Here is a 14049-nt window from a genome sequence, read left to right on the forward strand (position 1 = left end):
AAGGTCCTGATAAAATCTTTATTGACTCTAAGGAGGGCATATGATTAAAAAAAGCAAAACAATAGCATTCATTTTTTTGGTACTTACACTGGCTTCAATTGTAGGATGTTCCTCATCTGGAAATGCTGATCTCGCGAAAGCTAACGAAAACGTTAAGAAGCTTAGTCCTCTCACCGAAACACCCAAAATTGCTGGTTTGGATATTAAGGAAATAGTTGTTAAAAGGGGGTTGGAAACCGATAATCCCCCTCGAAATACAGTTATACTAACTTACACCGACAATAAGGGTGAAAAAGAGAAAGCAGAAGCCTATGATAAAAGCATTGAGTTGCTTTATGGTCCATATGAGGGCGATAAAATAGCTACACTTTCTGTAAGCGACATTGAAGTAGAACTTGCTAATAACATGAACACAAAAACTGTAAATGGTCTCGAGCTTCTCTATACAGAAATTAATGATTCATTATTAATATATGCTCGTCATAATGGGCTCTCGTACACTTATGAAGCTCAAATAACAAATAAATACACCAAAGACGAACAGTTCGAATTATTCTCAAAAGCAATCACTTACAATGAAACTGAGTAGAACAACTTTTTATCAATATGCTCCCCTCATTTTTAAAAGTATCATCTTTCTACCGTAAAGAACAAAGCGATAGAGAGATGATACTTTAATGATCATGTGAATACATTGCGCAATACATTAACAGGTACATAACTAATACACTCGATCGACTCAGGGATTAAACACACCCGAACGTAGGCGCGTCTACTTTCCGGGGTTATTGGACTACTTCACGTACCGGTTAACAAACTCACTTACCTTGCTGACATATCCTGCCTTATCCGTATCATAAGAAAGCCCATGCCCTGCCCCATGCACTACAAACTTGTCCTTGGGGCTGCGGCATGCCTGGTACACTTTGTCCATCATGGCATAGGGTACGAACTTATCGGCATCACCATGGATGAACAGGATCGGCACCCGTGCCTTACGCACCTGCTTCAGCGCTGATGCCTCACCGAAGAAATAGCCTGCTTTCAGCCGGGTAATCAGACTGGCAATCTGCACGAAGGGAAAGCTTGGCAGATGATACATCCGCCAGAGCTGATAAGAGAGCTGTGCTTTGACCGAACTATACCCGCAGTCGGCAACAACCGCCTTCACCTGCGGCGGAAGCTCTTCACCCGCGGTCATCATCACCGTTGCTCCACCCATAGACACCCCATGCAGCACAATCTGCGCCTGCGGCCCATTCTCTTCAATGGTGTATTCGATCCACTTTACATAATCCCGGCGTTCGGGCCAGCCAAGTCCTATGTAATTGCCTGTGCTTTCACCATGTCCCCTGGCATCGGGAATCAGCACATTATAGCCCAGGTTTTCATAATAAATCTTGGCGTAGGCCCCCATATCCTTGGCTTTACCGGAATAGCCGTGGGCAACGATTGCTGTACGTCCGGCTGCCCGCTCTGACGGCAGATAATAACCCCGCAGCTTCAGTCCATCCTCTGAGATCATGTCGACATTCCGGAAGCTCTGCCGGGCGATCCACTCCGCCCCTTCTCCCCATGATGCTCCAGCCACCGGCGGATCTACCTTCAGCGCAGGTGAATTCGCCAAAAACTCCTTAGGCGCCCGATGGATCGCCACTCCATAGAAAAAGAAACCCGCATAGGTCAATCCTCCGGCAATGACGATAATAATCGCCAGTATAATTACACTCCACATGAATATTCTCACCTTTCCTTCTCGTAGCTGTGGGATACTCCAGTCACAATCATGCGGGCTCCGCAATGATTTCTGCATAGTATAACATGGTAGCCTCGCCTGCGAGAAATGAACGTATAACAGATGGATTGAAATCTAAACGATTGTTGTATAATAACCCTCAAAACTTAGGAAACACTCTATAAAAAGGCCGCTTCCGGGATTTTCTCTCCCGTAAGCGGCCTGAATTATGTTTAGAACATGGCGTCTGGACTGCTATTAGCCCGAGTGTGATTCAATGAAAGCTTCAGCGTTTTCGTCTGCTTGTTTTTGCCGTTCTGCTCAGCAGCAGACCTACTCCGGCAATAGCGAGACCGGTAATATAATAAGGTGCCGGGCTGGTTTCGCCCGTCTGCGGCAGACTCTCGGCCGGATCCACTGGCCCCAGCGGAATTTCTTCATCAAGAATAATCTCTTCATCCGGTACCGGAGCAGGTACTGGATCAGTCGCTGGAGTAGTCTCCGGCGTTGGCTGCACAGGCGAAGGTGTGGTCACAGGGCCCAAAGGCAGCGGATCCTCATCAATCGTAATCTCCTGATCGTCATTCGTACCAATCACCGTTGGTGTCGGTGCTGGCGTCGGGTCTACTGTTGGCGCTACGCTCGTCGGTGCTGGCGTCGGGTCTACTGTTGGCGCTACGCTCGTCGGCGCTGGCGTCGGGTCTACTGTTGGCGCTACACTCGTCGGTGCTGGCGTCGGGTCTACTGTTGGCAACGGCGTTGGTGTCGGTGTTGGTACCGGTGTCGGCACCGGTGTTGGCGTTGGTGTCGGCGCTGGTGTTGGCGTTGGTGTCGGCACCGGTGTTGGCGTTGGCACCGGTGTCGGTGTCGGTGTCGGTGTTGACGTCGGCGTTGGTGGCGGCGCCGGTGTTGGCGTCGGTGTTGGCACCGGTGTTGGCGTTGGCGTCGGCGTCGGTGTCGGTGTTGGCACCGGTGTCGGTGTCGGCGTCGGCGCCGGTGTTGGTGGCGGAGTCGGCGCCGGTGTTGGTGGCGGCGCCGGTGTTGGCGTTGGTGTCGGCGCTGGTGTTGGTGTTGGTGTCGACGTTGGTACCGGCGTCGGTGTTGGTACCGGCGTTGGTATTGGTGTCGGCACCGGTGTTGGCGTTGGTGTTGGCGTCGGTGTCGGTGTCGCCGTCGGCATTGGTGTCGGCGTCGCCGTCGGTGTTGGCGTCGCCGTTGGTGTTGGTGTCGCCGTCGGTGTCGGTGTTGGCGTCGGCGTTGGTGTCGGCACCGGTGTTGGCGTTGGTACCGGTGTTGGCGTCGGTGTTGGCGTTGGTGTCGGTGTCGGCACCGGTGTTGGCGTTGGTGTCGGCACCGGTGTTGCCGTTGGCGTTGGTGTCGGCGTCGCCGTTGGCGTCGGTGTCGGTATCGGCGTCGCCGTTGGTGTCGGTGTCGCCGTCGGCGTTGCCGTCGGTGTCGCCGTCGGTATCGGCGTCGCCGTTGGTGTCGGTGTCGGTGTTGGCGTCGCCGTCGGTGTCGGCGTCGGTGTTGGCGTCGGTGTCGCCGTTGGCGTCGGTGTCGGTATCGGCGTCGCCGTTGGTGTCGGTGTCGCCGTCGGCGTTGCCGTCGGTGTCGCCGTCGGTATCGGCGTCGGTATCGGCGTCGCCGTTGGTGTCGGTGTCGGTGTTGGCGTCGCCGTCGGTGTCGGCGTCGGTGTTGGCGTCGCCGTCGGTGTTGGTGTTGGTGTTGGTGTCGGCTTCGGTGTTGGTGTCGGGCCGACTGGCGGCACCGTTCCCTCAAAGGTATGATGATGCATCTGAATATAACCGCTGAATCCTTTTGCAATAAGGGTACCATGCAGTTCAGCACGGCTGAACGCCACAAAGGCATGCGGCGCTAACATGGTGCCTTCAATGGTTGTGTTCCCATTAGCTACAGAAGAAGCTTCGTAGAAGTTGAACAGCACATTGTGAGATTTGCCATTCCACATTTGAAAATCCGGAATGACGACCTTATTCCCGCTTACATTGATAATTACCGTGGCATTTCCTGCAATGTTGAACTGGAGACCGTTGGTAACCGCCAAATCCGCAGCAGTCAAATGAATGACATTAAAGGAATCCGGAGCGTTAATCGTCATTTTCCCTCCATCTCTGACAAAGGGCTGCGTTTGTTTCAGAGCAGCAAGTTCACTCGAACGCTGAATCAAAAATTGCTCCTCAGCTTGAAAATCGATCGGATGATCCTGCCGCGTACCTCCTTTAAGGTCAGCTCCTGAACTTTTCATGCTGCCTCCATACACAGAGGTGCCATAAACTGTTCCATTTGAAAAGTCGATGTCTTTGCCGGCGATAAGCACATCTCCGCCCACAGCATCCTTGGATACTCCATATCCCTGAAGAGTAATATTCCCTGCAGCAGCAAGCCGTCCGTGGATCTGGTCATTGCTTTGCGCGAAATCTCCAAAGATAAAGGCGTTGAAATTGCCGGCGACTCCCAGCACCGGTGTTGGGGTGTACGGCATACTTGCCGCCGCCTCTACATTGATCCCCGGATGAAGCATATTGCCGATGGTTAAAATCCCCGTCAGAATCAAGGCTAATGATTTTTTCTTCAACAACGATATGTACCTCCTATGTAACTATTCTATGAATGCACAGATTAGCCCGTAACAACAAAAAGACCGCCAAGAAGGGTTAGCTTCATGGCGGCCGGACGATCGTGGCACCTTTAGAGTGCTGTAGATTCCTGACTTTGCGTCCCGCTCTTTCGAACGGTTTGCGATTATACATGAGAAGTTGGTAACAGTCGTATTCTATGTAGTCTATGACTTTTGTTACTTTCGGACTAGAATCAGTCTATCTCTTCCCCTCTCTGTTTGTCAATCTATTCCTTATTTTTTTTGATAGATTCTCTGAAAAAGTCCTCAATCCCGCATCACATAAGGGTTTCGTTGTATTCACCAATCACATAAAACAAATTTTCAATATTAAAAATTAGTATATTCGAACCACTTTTCAACTTATGTCGAAACGGCAAAAAAACTGTCGCCAGCTTTTGGCAGCAGTTTTTAGTCATTGTCAATTTACATAAGTCAGCGGGCAACAGCCGGACTCAGAATTGGTATATTTTATAACAGCTGAACCCAGCCGATCATGGACATCCATAGTGGAACACTTAGAAACAACCCGAACAACAATCCGCGGCGGAGACTTCCCTCATAATTCATCACAATTCTCCTTTTTAATAAGCTTTATTTTTCAATATTTATTATTTCAATTTTAATATAAAATAATTCTTATAATTATTTTGTGAATTATGTCACATTGTTTCAGCTGTTTAGAAATTCCATTGATTAATTTTTGAATAATCGGTTAAAATACGAATATACGTTCTTATTAGAGGTGATTGAATTTATGCATAGAGCGGAGAGTAACGATAATACACTGGTCAAATCCTATATATTGCTTCCGCTGATTTTATCAGCCTTTGAACGGGATTCAGCCATTATGTCGACACAACTGCGGACTCCCGCCCCATACATGGAGGTTCTCCGTACTGCTGCAAATGCGGCTACTGCCGATCTGAGGGATGTGCGCGCCGAAATGAGGAAACGCGGAGTTAAGGTCTATGAACAGCAGCGGCTCCAGGTGGGCATCGAGGCCAAATTTATATGCCGGGGATATCATGAACGGATGCTGCTGCTGGATGACGTCATCGCTGCACAGGCCGCTATCCATATGCGCAAATACCTGGGACTCGATATCTCCGGCTACAACAGCTATGAGGAACAGTACAAAATCAAATCCGGCCCTCAAGCAAGCCAATAGCCTTTGGTGCGTTGAAGAATAAAAACAGGCCTCGCCCTGGGAGTCGGCAAGACCTGTAAAGTACCCGCTATAAATTACATTAAAACCTTCCAATAGCCCAATGTGCCGAAAATAACTACCAGCGCCACGGGATATAGAATTCTCCGGCTTACCTTATCCTTAAACGTAAGAAATAAACATAACATGCAAAGCCACGCAATAAGAAGACTGCCCATTTCCTATGCATACGCTCCTTCCTGAGCCCATTCATACCTGTATTCCACCGAACCGCCGGTACCGTCATAACATTTTCCGTCTATCCAGTTAGACTTGCTGGTCTGAAATTCCATAAGCGCTTCACCGCTCCCTTTGCGGAACAGGATGCTCCCAGAAGCCCAGCCGGCCCTTGGCCGGAATGTTGTCCTCCAGCGGAGTGACCCCCGTCAGTTCCCAGGCAAACCGTCCCTCCCTATAATCTCCAAAGATATATTCGCTGCCGTAGGGCCAGCCTTCTTCAGCCATACCAGCTGTAACTTCATAACAGTTTATCAGCGATCCTGTCGCTATAATCACTCCGGCAGGCAAATTGTCCGCTGTAAGACCATGACGGGCGAGCACCGATCGGAAAGGCTCCCGTAAGCATACTTCCTTATCAATCTTCAAACCGGCATGAATGGCGATTTCACCCCGGTAAGCCGTTCTCCAGGAACGGGTCTCGAATGATTTTTCACCAAGAGCAATGAGCGTCGCCCAAGGCTGCCGTATAGTCAGGCATCGCATAACTTCCTGCCCCCTCTCTGCAACAAAGGAAAGGCGCAGCCCACCGGGAATCCGGAAAACCGCGCCGCATATAGTTTTTTTAAGATGCTGGTGAAGGAAATTGCCCCCGGCTTAAGCATTATGCGCGTAACCCACACCCATCTGTAAGGTTCAATTAGGTTCTGTATGTTCTTTGCGGCGCTTCACTACTCATTATAAGGTTCAATAAGGTTTTGTAAAGTTTCTCTCGACTGCTTTACTCTTCCTTTTGCCCTTAGGATTCCTCCACTATTGGAATAACTTAGCTTCTGCAAATCCAAACAATTATTAATGGGCATTCGCCGTCAACAATATAGGTTATAGTCCATAGACTGTTGTCAGGATGTATTTATCTGAGGAGGTATTATTTTATGGACGCAAATAATTATCAACAAGTCTCTTGGAGTTGCATGAATAAGTACGTTGGTGTAACTACTACAGATGGTCAGTCTCATGATGGGTTTATTGCCCATGTAGACCAGGATTTCGTTACTCTTGCTATTCCCACAAACGAGATGTTTCAGGGTATGCCTGCGCAAAACTCTACCTACAGACAATTCGGGTTCCATCCAGGTTTTTTCCCCAGACGCCGCTTTATCCAGAGACGGATCCCTTTTGGCGCCATTACTGCTTTGTTCTTACTCCCGTTTTTTATTTAATGACATGAGGGAGGGAATCCCCCTCCCTTCGCCTATGCCAGCCCCTCAAAATAACTGCCGCTGTATAACCGCTATCCCCCGCTGTGCAATCTCTACATATAATCCCATAGTTCCCAATGAGACAAGCTAGTGAAGCATGTATTACAACTCTTGGCGGCTAGCTGTCTCTAAATGATTGCCTCCCTGCGGACGAACTCTTTGGAATAGCTGCATAGCATATCTCAAAAACTATGGGAGGCTTGATGTATGACACGTTTACTCGATGCACGGACTTCACAAAACGCTAGCATTGCCGGCAGCATGAATGGCGCAGGATTGACAGCAAACCAAAATGTATTAATTGGCCAGATTGGATTAACCACTGCCGGATCTCAGGGCCCTATTAGGGTACAGTTCAATGGCGTCGCAACTTTTTTTGTGTTTTCAGGAGGATTTATCACGTTAAACCTGTTTGTGGTTAGAGGGAGTGCAGCTACTGATCCCATAGTTGCTTCAAACCGGCTTCAATTAAATCCCGGTGCAACAACACCTACTAATTTGTTCCCACTTTACTTAATAGGCTCTGACTACAATCCCGCTCCAGCAGATGAGATCATCTATTCCTTATTTGTGAACAGCACTGTAAACGTTAACCGTGTCGGACCTGAAAGTTTTAATGGGTGTGCTTATTCAGACTAGCGCTTAGCTCTTTATTCATCTGGTAATTGATATGTTTTTCGGAAAAAGTTATGCAAAGACGCTCTACTTACTGCACTAAATCCAGCGATCCAAAATGCAGTAAACGGATATTTTGGCTCTCCGCGGCAATACAGACTGTATGACGCAGAGATCATAAAAATCGAACGTGTACAAAAGGACGGGTTCTTGTTCAACGTAACCGTCAAGGTCACAACTTTTGTGGGTCCGCATAATCCGCCATATGGTATTGAGACAATGACCCTAGCTGTTGATTCAGGAAATTCTATGGTGATTAATTACCAACACAAGGATCAAAGATAAAAACCAACCAAGGTACCCACTGATCCAGAGCCTCTTGCTCTGGGCTGGTGGGATGAGGACATGCAAGGCCGGAGTGGATACCCTCACAAAGGAACATTCTGAATTCCCCAAGAACCCATTCGACTGTTCGCGATCTCTATAACTTTGCTTGCCCGAAAATTTTGTTATTATAGCAAATAACTAGGATTCCGGTAATCAAAGACCTGGAGTAATCTTTAATCATTCAGAATAAGCGGGGCATACAAGATGAAAAAAATAATGACTATTATATTCATGGTTTGTGCAGTAGCTCTAACTTCATCATGTACGATTGTAGAGGACGCAAGAGATAATAGAGAACCTAACATTTTAATACTATCAGATTACTACAGATTATTTCAGAGCAATGATGAGTTGAATCTCCACCACTTAGCTGACGCTTGAAGGGGTGGATTCTTGCGAACAGAGGAGCAACCTCCTCTTATGGGCAAGCGATCCCTGCGTTCTCGCAGTTCTACGTTTTTATTTTTATAGGTAATAGCTATACCGCTACCTGTTTGATATTATGAGCCGCATTTTCATCCCGATCATGGTGTGTTCCGCAAGCTACACATGTCCATTCTCGAATCGAGAGGTTCTTCACTTCGGGATGGATCGTGCCGCATACGTGGCACTGCTGACTGGTCGGCTCGAAGGTGTCGGCAACCCGGAGGGTTCGTCCATACCAGGATGCTTTATACGTGAGTTGTCGCACCCATTCGCCCCAGGACGCATCAGCGATGGACTTGGAGAGTTTGGGATTTTGAATCATATTCGCCACACGCAGATGTTCGATGCTGATCGTTTGGCACTCACGGATCAGCTTCGTTGTCATCTTGTGGAGAAAATCGTTCCGGGAATTTGCAATGTGTTCGTGAATACGAGCAATGTGTTTCTTGGCTTTCTTCCAGTTGGAGCCCCCTGGTGTGCGTCTTGCCAAACGCCGCTGCCACAGCGCAAGCTTTTTCTCGTATTGACGGTAAAACCTGGGGTTGGCAAAATGCTCGCCGTTGGAGCACACAGCATATTCCTTAAGCCCCAAGTCAATGCCGATATGTGCATCTGCTTGTGGGAGCGGGGTCTTTTCGACCTCGCAAACCAGGGAGACAAAATACTTATCGCTGGCGTTTTGCCGTACCGTAGCGGACAGTATACGACCCTCCAGCTTCCGAGAGTTGGCGAAACGCATCCAGCCGAGCTTGGGAAGCTTCAATCGGTTGCCTTCAATGGCGATATTTCCGTTCGTGAATTTCGTGGTGTAGCTTTGTACTGGATGCTTCCGACTTTTGAAGCGAGGCGCTTGATTTTGCTTTTTGAAAAAGCGGTCAAAGCTATCTGCCACATGCCGAACGGCGGACTGTAAAGCAATACTATCGACTTCTTTGAGCCAGTCATATTGTGTTTTTAGGACGGGGAGCTGTGTCGCACAGGTCTGATAGGACAAACCTTTGCCTGTCTCGGCATAGGTTTGATTCCACTCTTCCAGGAAATGATTGAACACAAAGCGGCAGCAGCCAAACATTCGACGAATGAGTTGCTGTTGCTCGGTATTCGGGTAGATGCGGTATTTATAGGCTTGATGAACGATCATGTGCGACACCCCCATTTGTAGTATTTTCTTACAGTATAGCACGTATGTTCGCTGAATAGTTGAAAACCGCCGATTCCTCTCCGCCTACAGAGGTCGGAGTCTTTTCGGTTTTTGAAGATACACTTTATTAAGGGTAAGCTGGATGAGGACCCGGTTAAGATCGATTCTTTTATAGAGGAAGTGGGCTGGAATAAAAAATATATCGCCTTTAAGCGTATTACACTGGATAAAAAACATGAGGAAGGCATTCTCGATGTTTCAACAGGGAAAGTAATTCTTGCTGAAGATAAAGAGACCGTTATTGAGCAACTTCACGGGCTGGGCGTTAAAGATCTTGAACTGTATCCCGTAAAGCAGCTTATAGAAGAGAAAAAGAAAAAGCTGGAGACTAATTAATCAGATGAATATCTCCCCCTTTAATCAGAAACTGCAGCTAAAAAGCGCAGCCTCCGAAATTCCGGAAAGCCGCGCCATGATTGAGTTGCTAAGGATGCTGGTGAAGGGAATTGAACCCCCGGCCTACGCATTACGAGTGCGTTGCTCTACCCCTGAGCTACACCAGCTTAAAGCATTTTTTCTGTCAAACAAAAAATATTATACAACTTCCAGCCAAAAACGCAACATTTTTTTACAACATCTGGGCTTCAATTCTCCTCCAGCTTGCGTTCAACGGACTGCAGCTTGCTGCGGCTTGTAGACGGCTTGTCGCGGCGGTCATCAATCTTCAGCGACGTGGATACCCGCTGCGCCCCGGCAGCGAAAGGTGACTCATGCAGCGCTTCTACGGCAGCGAGAATCCGCGGGATCGGCCCTTCGATAATCGTCCCCATGGATGTAAGCTCATAAGTGATCCCTTCCACTCCCCTGAGCACACGCTGCATATCGGCCACATAGCTGCTAAGGCTAGTGCTGCCTGTGCCGATCGGAATTACGGTTACTTCGCCAATTGCCATCCTGAATCCCTCCTTAATATGCTGTAAAGCAAAACCCTTTATGGAAACTTCCTCGTGGTAACTCATTCCGGACTATAAACCTAAAACTCCTGATACATGTCTCCGGCCTGTTCTTATTGTAGCAACTCCGCCGCACACCCACAAATCGCCGTAAAGATTGTTGCTCCATTTAACACCATCCGTAAACCTTCGTCCCCCCATATTTCTCCGTTAGGCATTCCAGTGTCACGCTCACTATATTTATGGAGTCTTTGTGGCATCTTTTAAGACAATTTATGACTTTATCCAGACACTTTTTGCACCCAACTTGTGGATTACCTGTGGACTAACTGTGGATCATTTGTGAGTAAAACCGCGGAACCCGCTCCCCGCGCGGAGTTTCAAAAAATGGTTTACAAACACAACATATTGGGTTATTTTTATCTAACGACAACAAAATATAGTGGAAACAGGTGTTTCGCTCTTTTATAGGGAGCTGAAGCTTAATAGGGAAACGCGGTGCAAATCCGCTGTGGTCCCGCCACTGTAACCGGATGCCTGCAGGCTTTCTGAAGCCCGCGAAGCAGCGTCTACCGGCAATAGCCACTGAGGGGCGGTAAAGCTCTCGGGAAGGCGCCGGAAGATTCACCGGAAGCCAGGAGACCTGCCTGTTTCGCCGACACCATCATTCATGCCTGCGAGGACCAGGTGAGGTGTCCGCAATGCGGCCTGCACAAGCAGACATAGCCTTCCCGTGTTTTAAGGAGCCAAGGCTGCCGATACCTGAAGGCGATAAACCGTTATCGCCCTCAGGTATCGGCTTCTGCGGAATATATAAGAACAGGACAGAGATTACCCCTGTCCCCTGCTTGTATGTTCATCAAGACAACCGGCAAATATCCTTGTAAGGATATTTCGTACGCATTCGGGCATTTTCCGCCTCCTCGGCGGGAGATGCTTTTTTACTGCTATCAGGAAGTATATACTTCGTTCTTACTATACCGAGGGGAGAGAGCTAGACAATGACGCTGCTGGAGAAACGGTACAACGGTGGACAAGCTGCACAGGAAGTTCTTTTGGAGGAAGTTATTCATTTGGGACGGGATATTATCGACAGCCGGGATTTGGATCTGCTGCGCGAGAATGCCAATTTGAACGGAGAAAGCTTCTCCGGCAAAATGAGCAAATTCGGCAGTGAATATTCCAAGTGGTATGCCCGCAACTTCACGATGCCGCCACAGCTCGTGCAGGCCATTCAGGATAATGTCGTGTACGTCCACGATCTGGATCAATACGCCATCGGAACGACCAACTGCATCTTCATCCCGTTTGAGCGCCTTCTCCGCGAAGGCTTCAATACCGGCAACGGCAGTGTCCGTCCTCCGAACTCAATTATGACTGCAATGTCGCTGGTGGCGATTATTTTCCAATCCCAGCAAAATGCCCAGTACGGCGGCGTATCCGCCAATAAACTGGATTACGACCTTGCCCCATACGTGACCAAATCCTTCGCTAAGCTGTTCCGCAAGGGACTGGAATACTTTGAAGAAGGACAAGCCGGTGATCACCTCGGCGAAATCACAATGAGCCGCAGCGATCTGGCGGAGCAGTACCCGCGCGCCTTCCGCTTTGCGCAGAAAGAGACCGAAAGCGAAACACTACAGGCAGCAGAGAGTATGATACATAATCTCAATACGATGTCCAGCCGTTCCGGCGGACAGATTCCTTTTACCAGCATCAACTATGGCACCTGCACCTCCCCCGAAGGCCAGCTTGTGATCAGCTCCCTGCTGACCGCCACCATGAACGGCCTCGGCAGCGGAGAAACACCGGTGTTTCCGATCCAAATCTTCAAATGCAAGCAAGGCGTCAACCAGCAGCAGGGCGATCCGAACTATGAGCTGTTTCTTAAAGCAGCCGAATGTTCCGCACGCAGACTGTATCCGAACTTTGCCAATCTGGATGCTCCGCTCAACATGCAATACTATGATCCGGCTGACCCGGACACTGAATTTGCTACGATGGGCTGCCGCACCCGGGTGCTGGGTGACCGTTTCGGACGCGATCACTGCTCAGGCAAAGGCAATCTGTCCTTCAACACCCTTAATCTGGTCCGTCTAGGCCTTGCTCACGGCACTGTGACAGGCCGCCGTCTTGCTCCCGACGAGGAAGGCTTCTACGACGACCTGAATCATTATATGGATATTGCGCTGGAGGGCCTGCTGCACCGTTTCCGGATCCAGGCGGCCCAAAAAGCCAAAGCCTCCGATTTCATGATGCGCGAAGGCGTCTGGGAAGGCGGCGAGCAGCTTGCTCCAGAGGACAGCGTAGGCGATCTGCTGAAGCACGGCAGTCTGTCGCTCGGCTTCATCGGTATGGCGGAGTGCATGAAGGCCATGTACGGCAAACATCATGGCGAGGACATGGAGGTCCATGCCAAAGCGCTCGCCGTTGTCCGCCATATGCGTGAGTACTGCGACCGCAAGAGCGAAGAACTTGATCTTAACATCACGCTGTTTGCAACACCTGCCGAAGGTTTGTCCGGCAAATTCACCAAGGTGGACCACAAGGTGCTTGGCTCAATTCCCGGCGTAACCGACCGCGAATATTATACGAACTCCTTCCACATTCCTGTGTATTACGAGATCAGTGCGGCCAAGAAGATTAGCCTTGAGGCCCCTTTCCATGAGTACTGCAACGCCGGAGCCATTTCCTATGTGGAACTGAACGGCAATGCCCGCAGCAACCCGGCGGCTTTTGTCAAAATCATCCGCTACGCGCTGGAGCAGGAAATCAGCTATTTCAGCATTAACCACCCGATTGACCGCTGCTCCGGCTGCGGCTATGAAGGGGTTATCGGCACGAACTGCCCTTCCTGCGGCGCGCATGAGCATGACACCCATATCCGCCGCCTGCGCCGGGTAACCGGATATTTGACCGGTGACTACCAGACCCGCTTCAACGCCGCCAAGCAGGCCGAAGTAAGAGACCGCATCAAGCATCTATGAATATTTGCGGCTACTACCCGGAATCAATTAATGAGGGAGAGGGCATGCGGGCCGTCCTCTTCCTCAGCGGCTGCCGCCACCGCTGCCCGGGCTGCTTCAATCCGAAAACGTGGAATTTCAATTTCGGTGAAGTGTTCACCCTGGAGCGGCAGCGTGAGATTATCGCTGAAATTGCTGCTAATCCGCTGCTGGACGGCCTGACGCTGGCCGGCGGGGACCCTTTTTTCTCGGCAGAAGAGGCTGCGGGCTTTATCCATGAGCTTCGCGCCGTACTGCCGGATTTCTCAATTTGGATTTATACCGGTTATACGTATGAAGAGCTGACGGCTTCTCCGGGCTCGCCGGAATGGAATCTGCTGGCCTTGTGCCATGTAGTGATTGACGGACGATTTGTAGAAGAGCTTAAAGATACTACCCTTCCCTACCGGGGAAGCAGCAACCAGCGGATTATCGACATTCCGGCCAGCCTTGCCGGCAAGGAAATCATCCATTGGCAGCCTGCTGTACTTTAGCTTCTTGGA

At 49.5% G+C, this 14049-nt stretch carries 12 protein-coding genes, 1 tRNA gene, 1 pseudogene and 2 riboswitches; of the genes and pseudogenes, 8 read left to right on the forward strand and 6 right to left on the reverse strand.

Annotated elements, in window-relative coordinates; translation table 11 throughout:
- Positions 1–40 precede the first annotated feature (40 nt).
- On the forward strand, positions 41–589 hold the full coding sequence (locus NYE29_RS07500; protein WP_340895143.1) for a hypothetical protein: 549 nt from the start codon (positions 41–43) through the stop codon (positions 587–589).
- Positions 590–793: 204 nt separating this feature from the next.
- Here the strand turns inward: NYE29_RS07500 and NYE29_RS07505 are convergent, their stop codons facing one another.
- Both NYE29_RS07505 and NYE29_RS07510 read right to left on the reverse strand, forming a co-directional pair.
- Positions 794–1735: an alpha/beta hydrolase gene (locus NYE29_RS07505; RefSeq protein WP_340895144.1), complete on the reverse strand. Its 942-nt coding sequence runs from the start codon at positions 1733–1735 to the stop codon at positions 794–796.
- Positions 1736–2021: 286 nt separating this feature from the next.
- The gene (locus NYE29_RS07510; RefSeq protein WP_340895146.1) at positions 2022–4334 is read right to left on the reverse strand and encodes a collagen-binding domain-containing protein; all 2313 of its coding nucleotides are present in this window, start codon (positions 4332–4334) and stop codon (positions 2022–2024) included.
- 83 nt (positions 4335–4417) lie between these two features.
- Positions 4418–4507, reverse strand: a riboswitch (cyclic di-GMP riboswitch).
- 623 nt (positions 4508–5130) lie between these two features.
- Here NYE29_RS07510 and NYE29_RS07515 point away from each other — a divergent pair.
- Positions 5131–5544, forward strand: a complete 414-nt coding sequence (locus NYE29_RS07515; RefSeq protein ID WP_340895147.1) for a hypothetical protein — start codon at positions 5131–5133, stop codon at positions 5542–5544.
- Positions 5545–5880: 336 nt separating this feature from the next.
- Here NYE29_RS07515 and NYE29_RS07520 read toward each other — a convergent pair whose 3' ends face one another.
- A complete protein-coding gene (locus tag NYE29_RS07520) occupies positions 5881–6303 on the reverse strand; it encodes an ASCH domain-containing protein (RefSeq protein ID WP_340895149.1) in 423 nt (140 codons plus the stop codon).
- 389 nt (positions 6304–6692) lie between these two features.
- Between NYE29_RS07520 and NYE29_RS07525 the strand changes: the two genes are divergently transcribed.
- The 3 genes and pseudogenes from NYE29_RS07525 to NYE29_RS34540 all read left to right on the forward strand — a co-directional run.
- Complete coding sequence (locus NYE29_RS07525; protein ID WP_076114619.1) at positions 6693–6980, forward strand: phosphatidylinositol kinase; 288 nt, start codon at positions 6693–6695, stop codon at positions 6978–6980.
- A gap of 246 nt (positions 6981–7226) precedes the next feature.
- A complete protein-coding gene (locus NYE29_RS07530) occupies positions 7227–7658 on the forward strand; it encodes a hypothetical protein (protein ID WP_038585295.1) in 432 nt (143 codons plus the stop codon).
- A 66-nt stretch (positions 7659–7724) separates the two neighbouring features.
- Positions 7725–7979, forward strand: a pseudogene (locus NYE29_RS34540) (DUF3888 domain-containing protein); the annotation flags it as partial.
- Positions 7980–8499: 520 nt separating this feature from the next.
- On the opposite strand, the gene tnpB reads toward NYE29_RS34540, so the two are convergent.
- Positions 8500–9588 carry an IS200/IS605 family element RNA-guided endonuclease TnpB gene (gene tnpB / locus NYE29_RS07535; RefSeq protein ID WP_340895151.1) on the reverse strand — a complete coding sequence of 363 codons (1089 nt, stop codon included), beginning with the start codon at positions 9586–9588 and terminating at the stop codon, positions 8500–8502.
- A 111-nt stretch (positions 9589–9699) separates the two neighbouring features.
- On the opposite strand from tnpB, the gene NYE29_RS07540 reads away from it, so the two are divergent.
- Positions 9700–9984, forward strand: coding sequence for a hypothetical protein (locus tag NYE29_RS07540; protein ID WP_340895153.1), 285 nt, complete (start codon positions 9700–9702; stop codon positions 9982–9984).
- A gap of 95 nt (positions 9985–10079) precedes the next feature.
- Here the strand turns inward: NYE29_RS07540 and NYE29_RS07545 are convergent.
- A tRNA-Thr gene (locus NYE29_RS07545) sits at positions 10080–10151 on the reverse strand.
- Between the two features lie 81 nt (positions 10152–10232).
- Entirely contained in the window at positions 10233–10541 is a 309-nt protein-coding gene (locus tag NYE29_RS07550) for an MTH1187 family thiamine-binding protein (RefSeq protein ID WP_038585290.1), read from the reverse strand.
- A 433-nt stretch (positions 10542–10974) separates the two neighbouring features.
- A riboswitch (cobalamin riboswitch) is annotated at positions 10975–11206 on the forward strand.
- A gap of 336 nt (positions 11207–11542) precedes the next feature.
- Between NYE29_RS07550 and NYE29_RS07555 the strand changes: the two genes are divergently transcribed.
- Positions 11543–13528 carry an anaerobic ribonucleoside triphosphate reductase gene (locus tag NYE29_RS07555; protein WP_340895155.1) on the forward strand — a complete coding sequence of 662 codons (1986 nt, stop codon included), beginning with the start codon at positions 11543–11545 and terminating at the stop codon, positions 13526–13528.
- On the forward strand, positions 13525–14040 hold the full coding sequence (nrdG, locus tag NYE29_RS07560; protein WP_038585284.1) for an anaerobic ribonucleoside-triphosphate reductase activating protein: 516 nt from the start codon (positions 13525–13527) through the stop codon (positions 14038–14040). Before NYE29_RS07555 ends, nrdG begins: the two co-directional genes overlap by 4 nt.
- Positions 14041–14049 lie beyond the last annotated feature (9 nt).

Origin of the sequence: Paenibacillus sp. FSL M7-1046 (assembly GCF_038007405.1) — a bacterium.
Taxonomy (GTDB): Bacteria; Bacillota; Bacilli; order Paenibacillales; family Paenibacillaceae; genus Paenibacillus_AQ.

Bases quoted from the DNA above. Each gene is read 5' to 3' on its own strand.
- NYE29_RS07500 (WP_340895143.1), top strand. From the start codon at position 41: ATGATTAAAAAAAGCAAAACAATAGCATTCATTTTTTTGGTACTTACA.
- NYE29_RS07505 (WP_340895144.1), bottom strand. From the start codon at position 1,735: ATGTGGAGTGTAATTATACTGGCGATTATTATCGTCATTGCCGGAGGA.
- NYE29_RS07515 (WP_340895147.1), top strand. From the start codon at position 5,131: ATGCATAGAGCGGAGAGTAACGATAATACACTGGTCAAATCCTATATA.
- NYE29_RS07520 (WP_340895149.1), bottom strand. From the start codon at position 6,303: ATGCGATGCCTGACTATACGGCAGCCTTGGGCGACGCTCATTGCTCTT.
- NYE29_RS07525 (WP_076114619.1), top strand. From the start codon at position 6,693: ATGGACGCAAATAATTATCAACAAGTCTCTTGGAGTTGCATGAATAAG.
- NYE29_RS07530 (WP_038585295.1), top strand. From the start codon at position 7,227: ATGACACGTTTACTCGATGCACGGACTTCACAAAACGCTAGCATTGCC.
- tnpB (WP_340895151.1), bottom strand. From the start codon at position 9,588: ATGATCGTTCATCAAGCCTATAAATACCGCATCTACCCGAATACCGAG.
- NYE29_RS07550 (WP_038585290.1), bottom strand. From the start codon at position 10,541: ATGGCAATTGGCGAAGTAACCGTAATTCCGATCGGCACAGGCAGCACT.
- NYE29_RS07555 (WP_340895155.1), top strand. From the start codon at position 11,543: ATGACGCTGCTGGAGAAACGGTACAACGGTGGACAAGCTGCACAGGAA.
- nrdG (WP_038585284.1), top strand. From the start codon at position 13,525: ATGAATATTTGCGGCTACTACCCGGAATCAATTAATGAGGGAGAGGGC.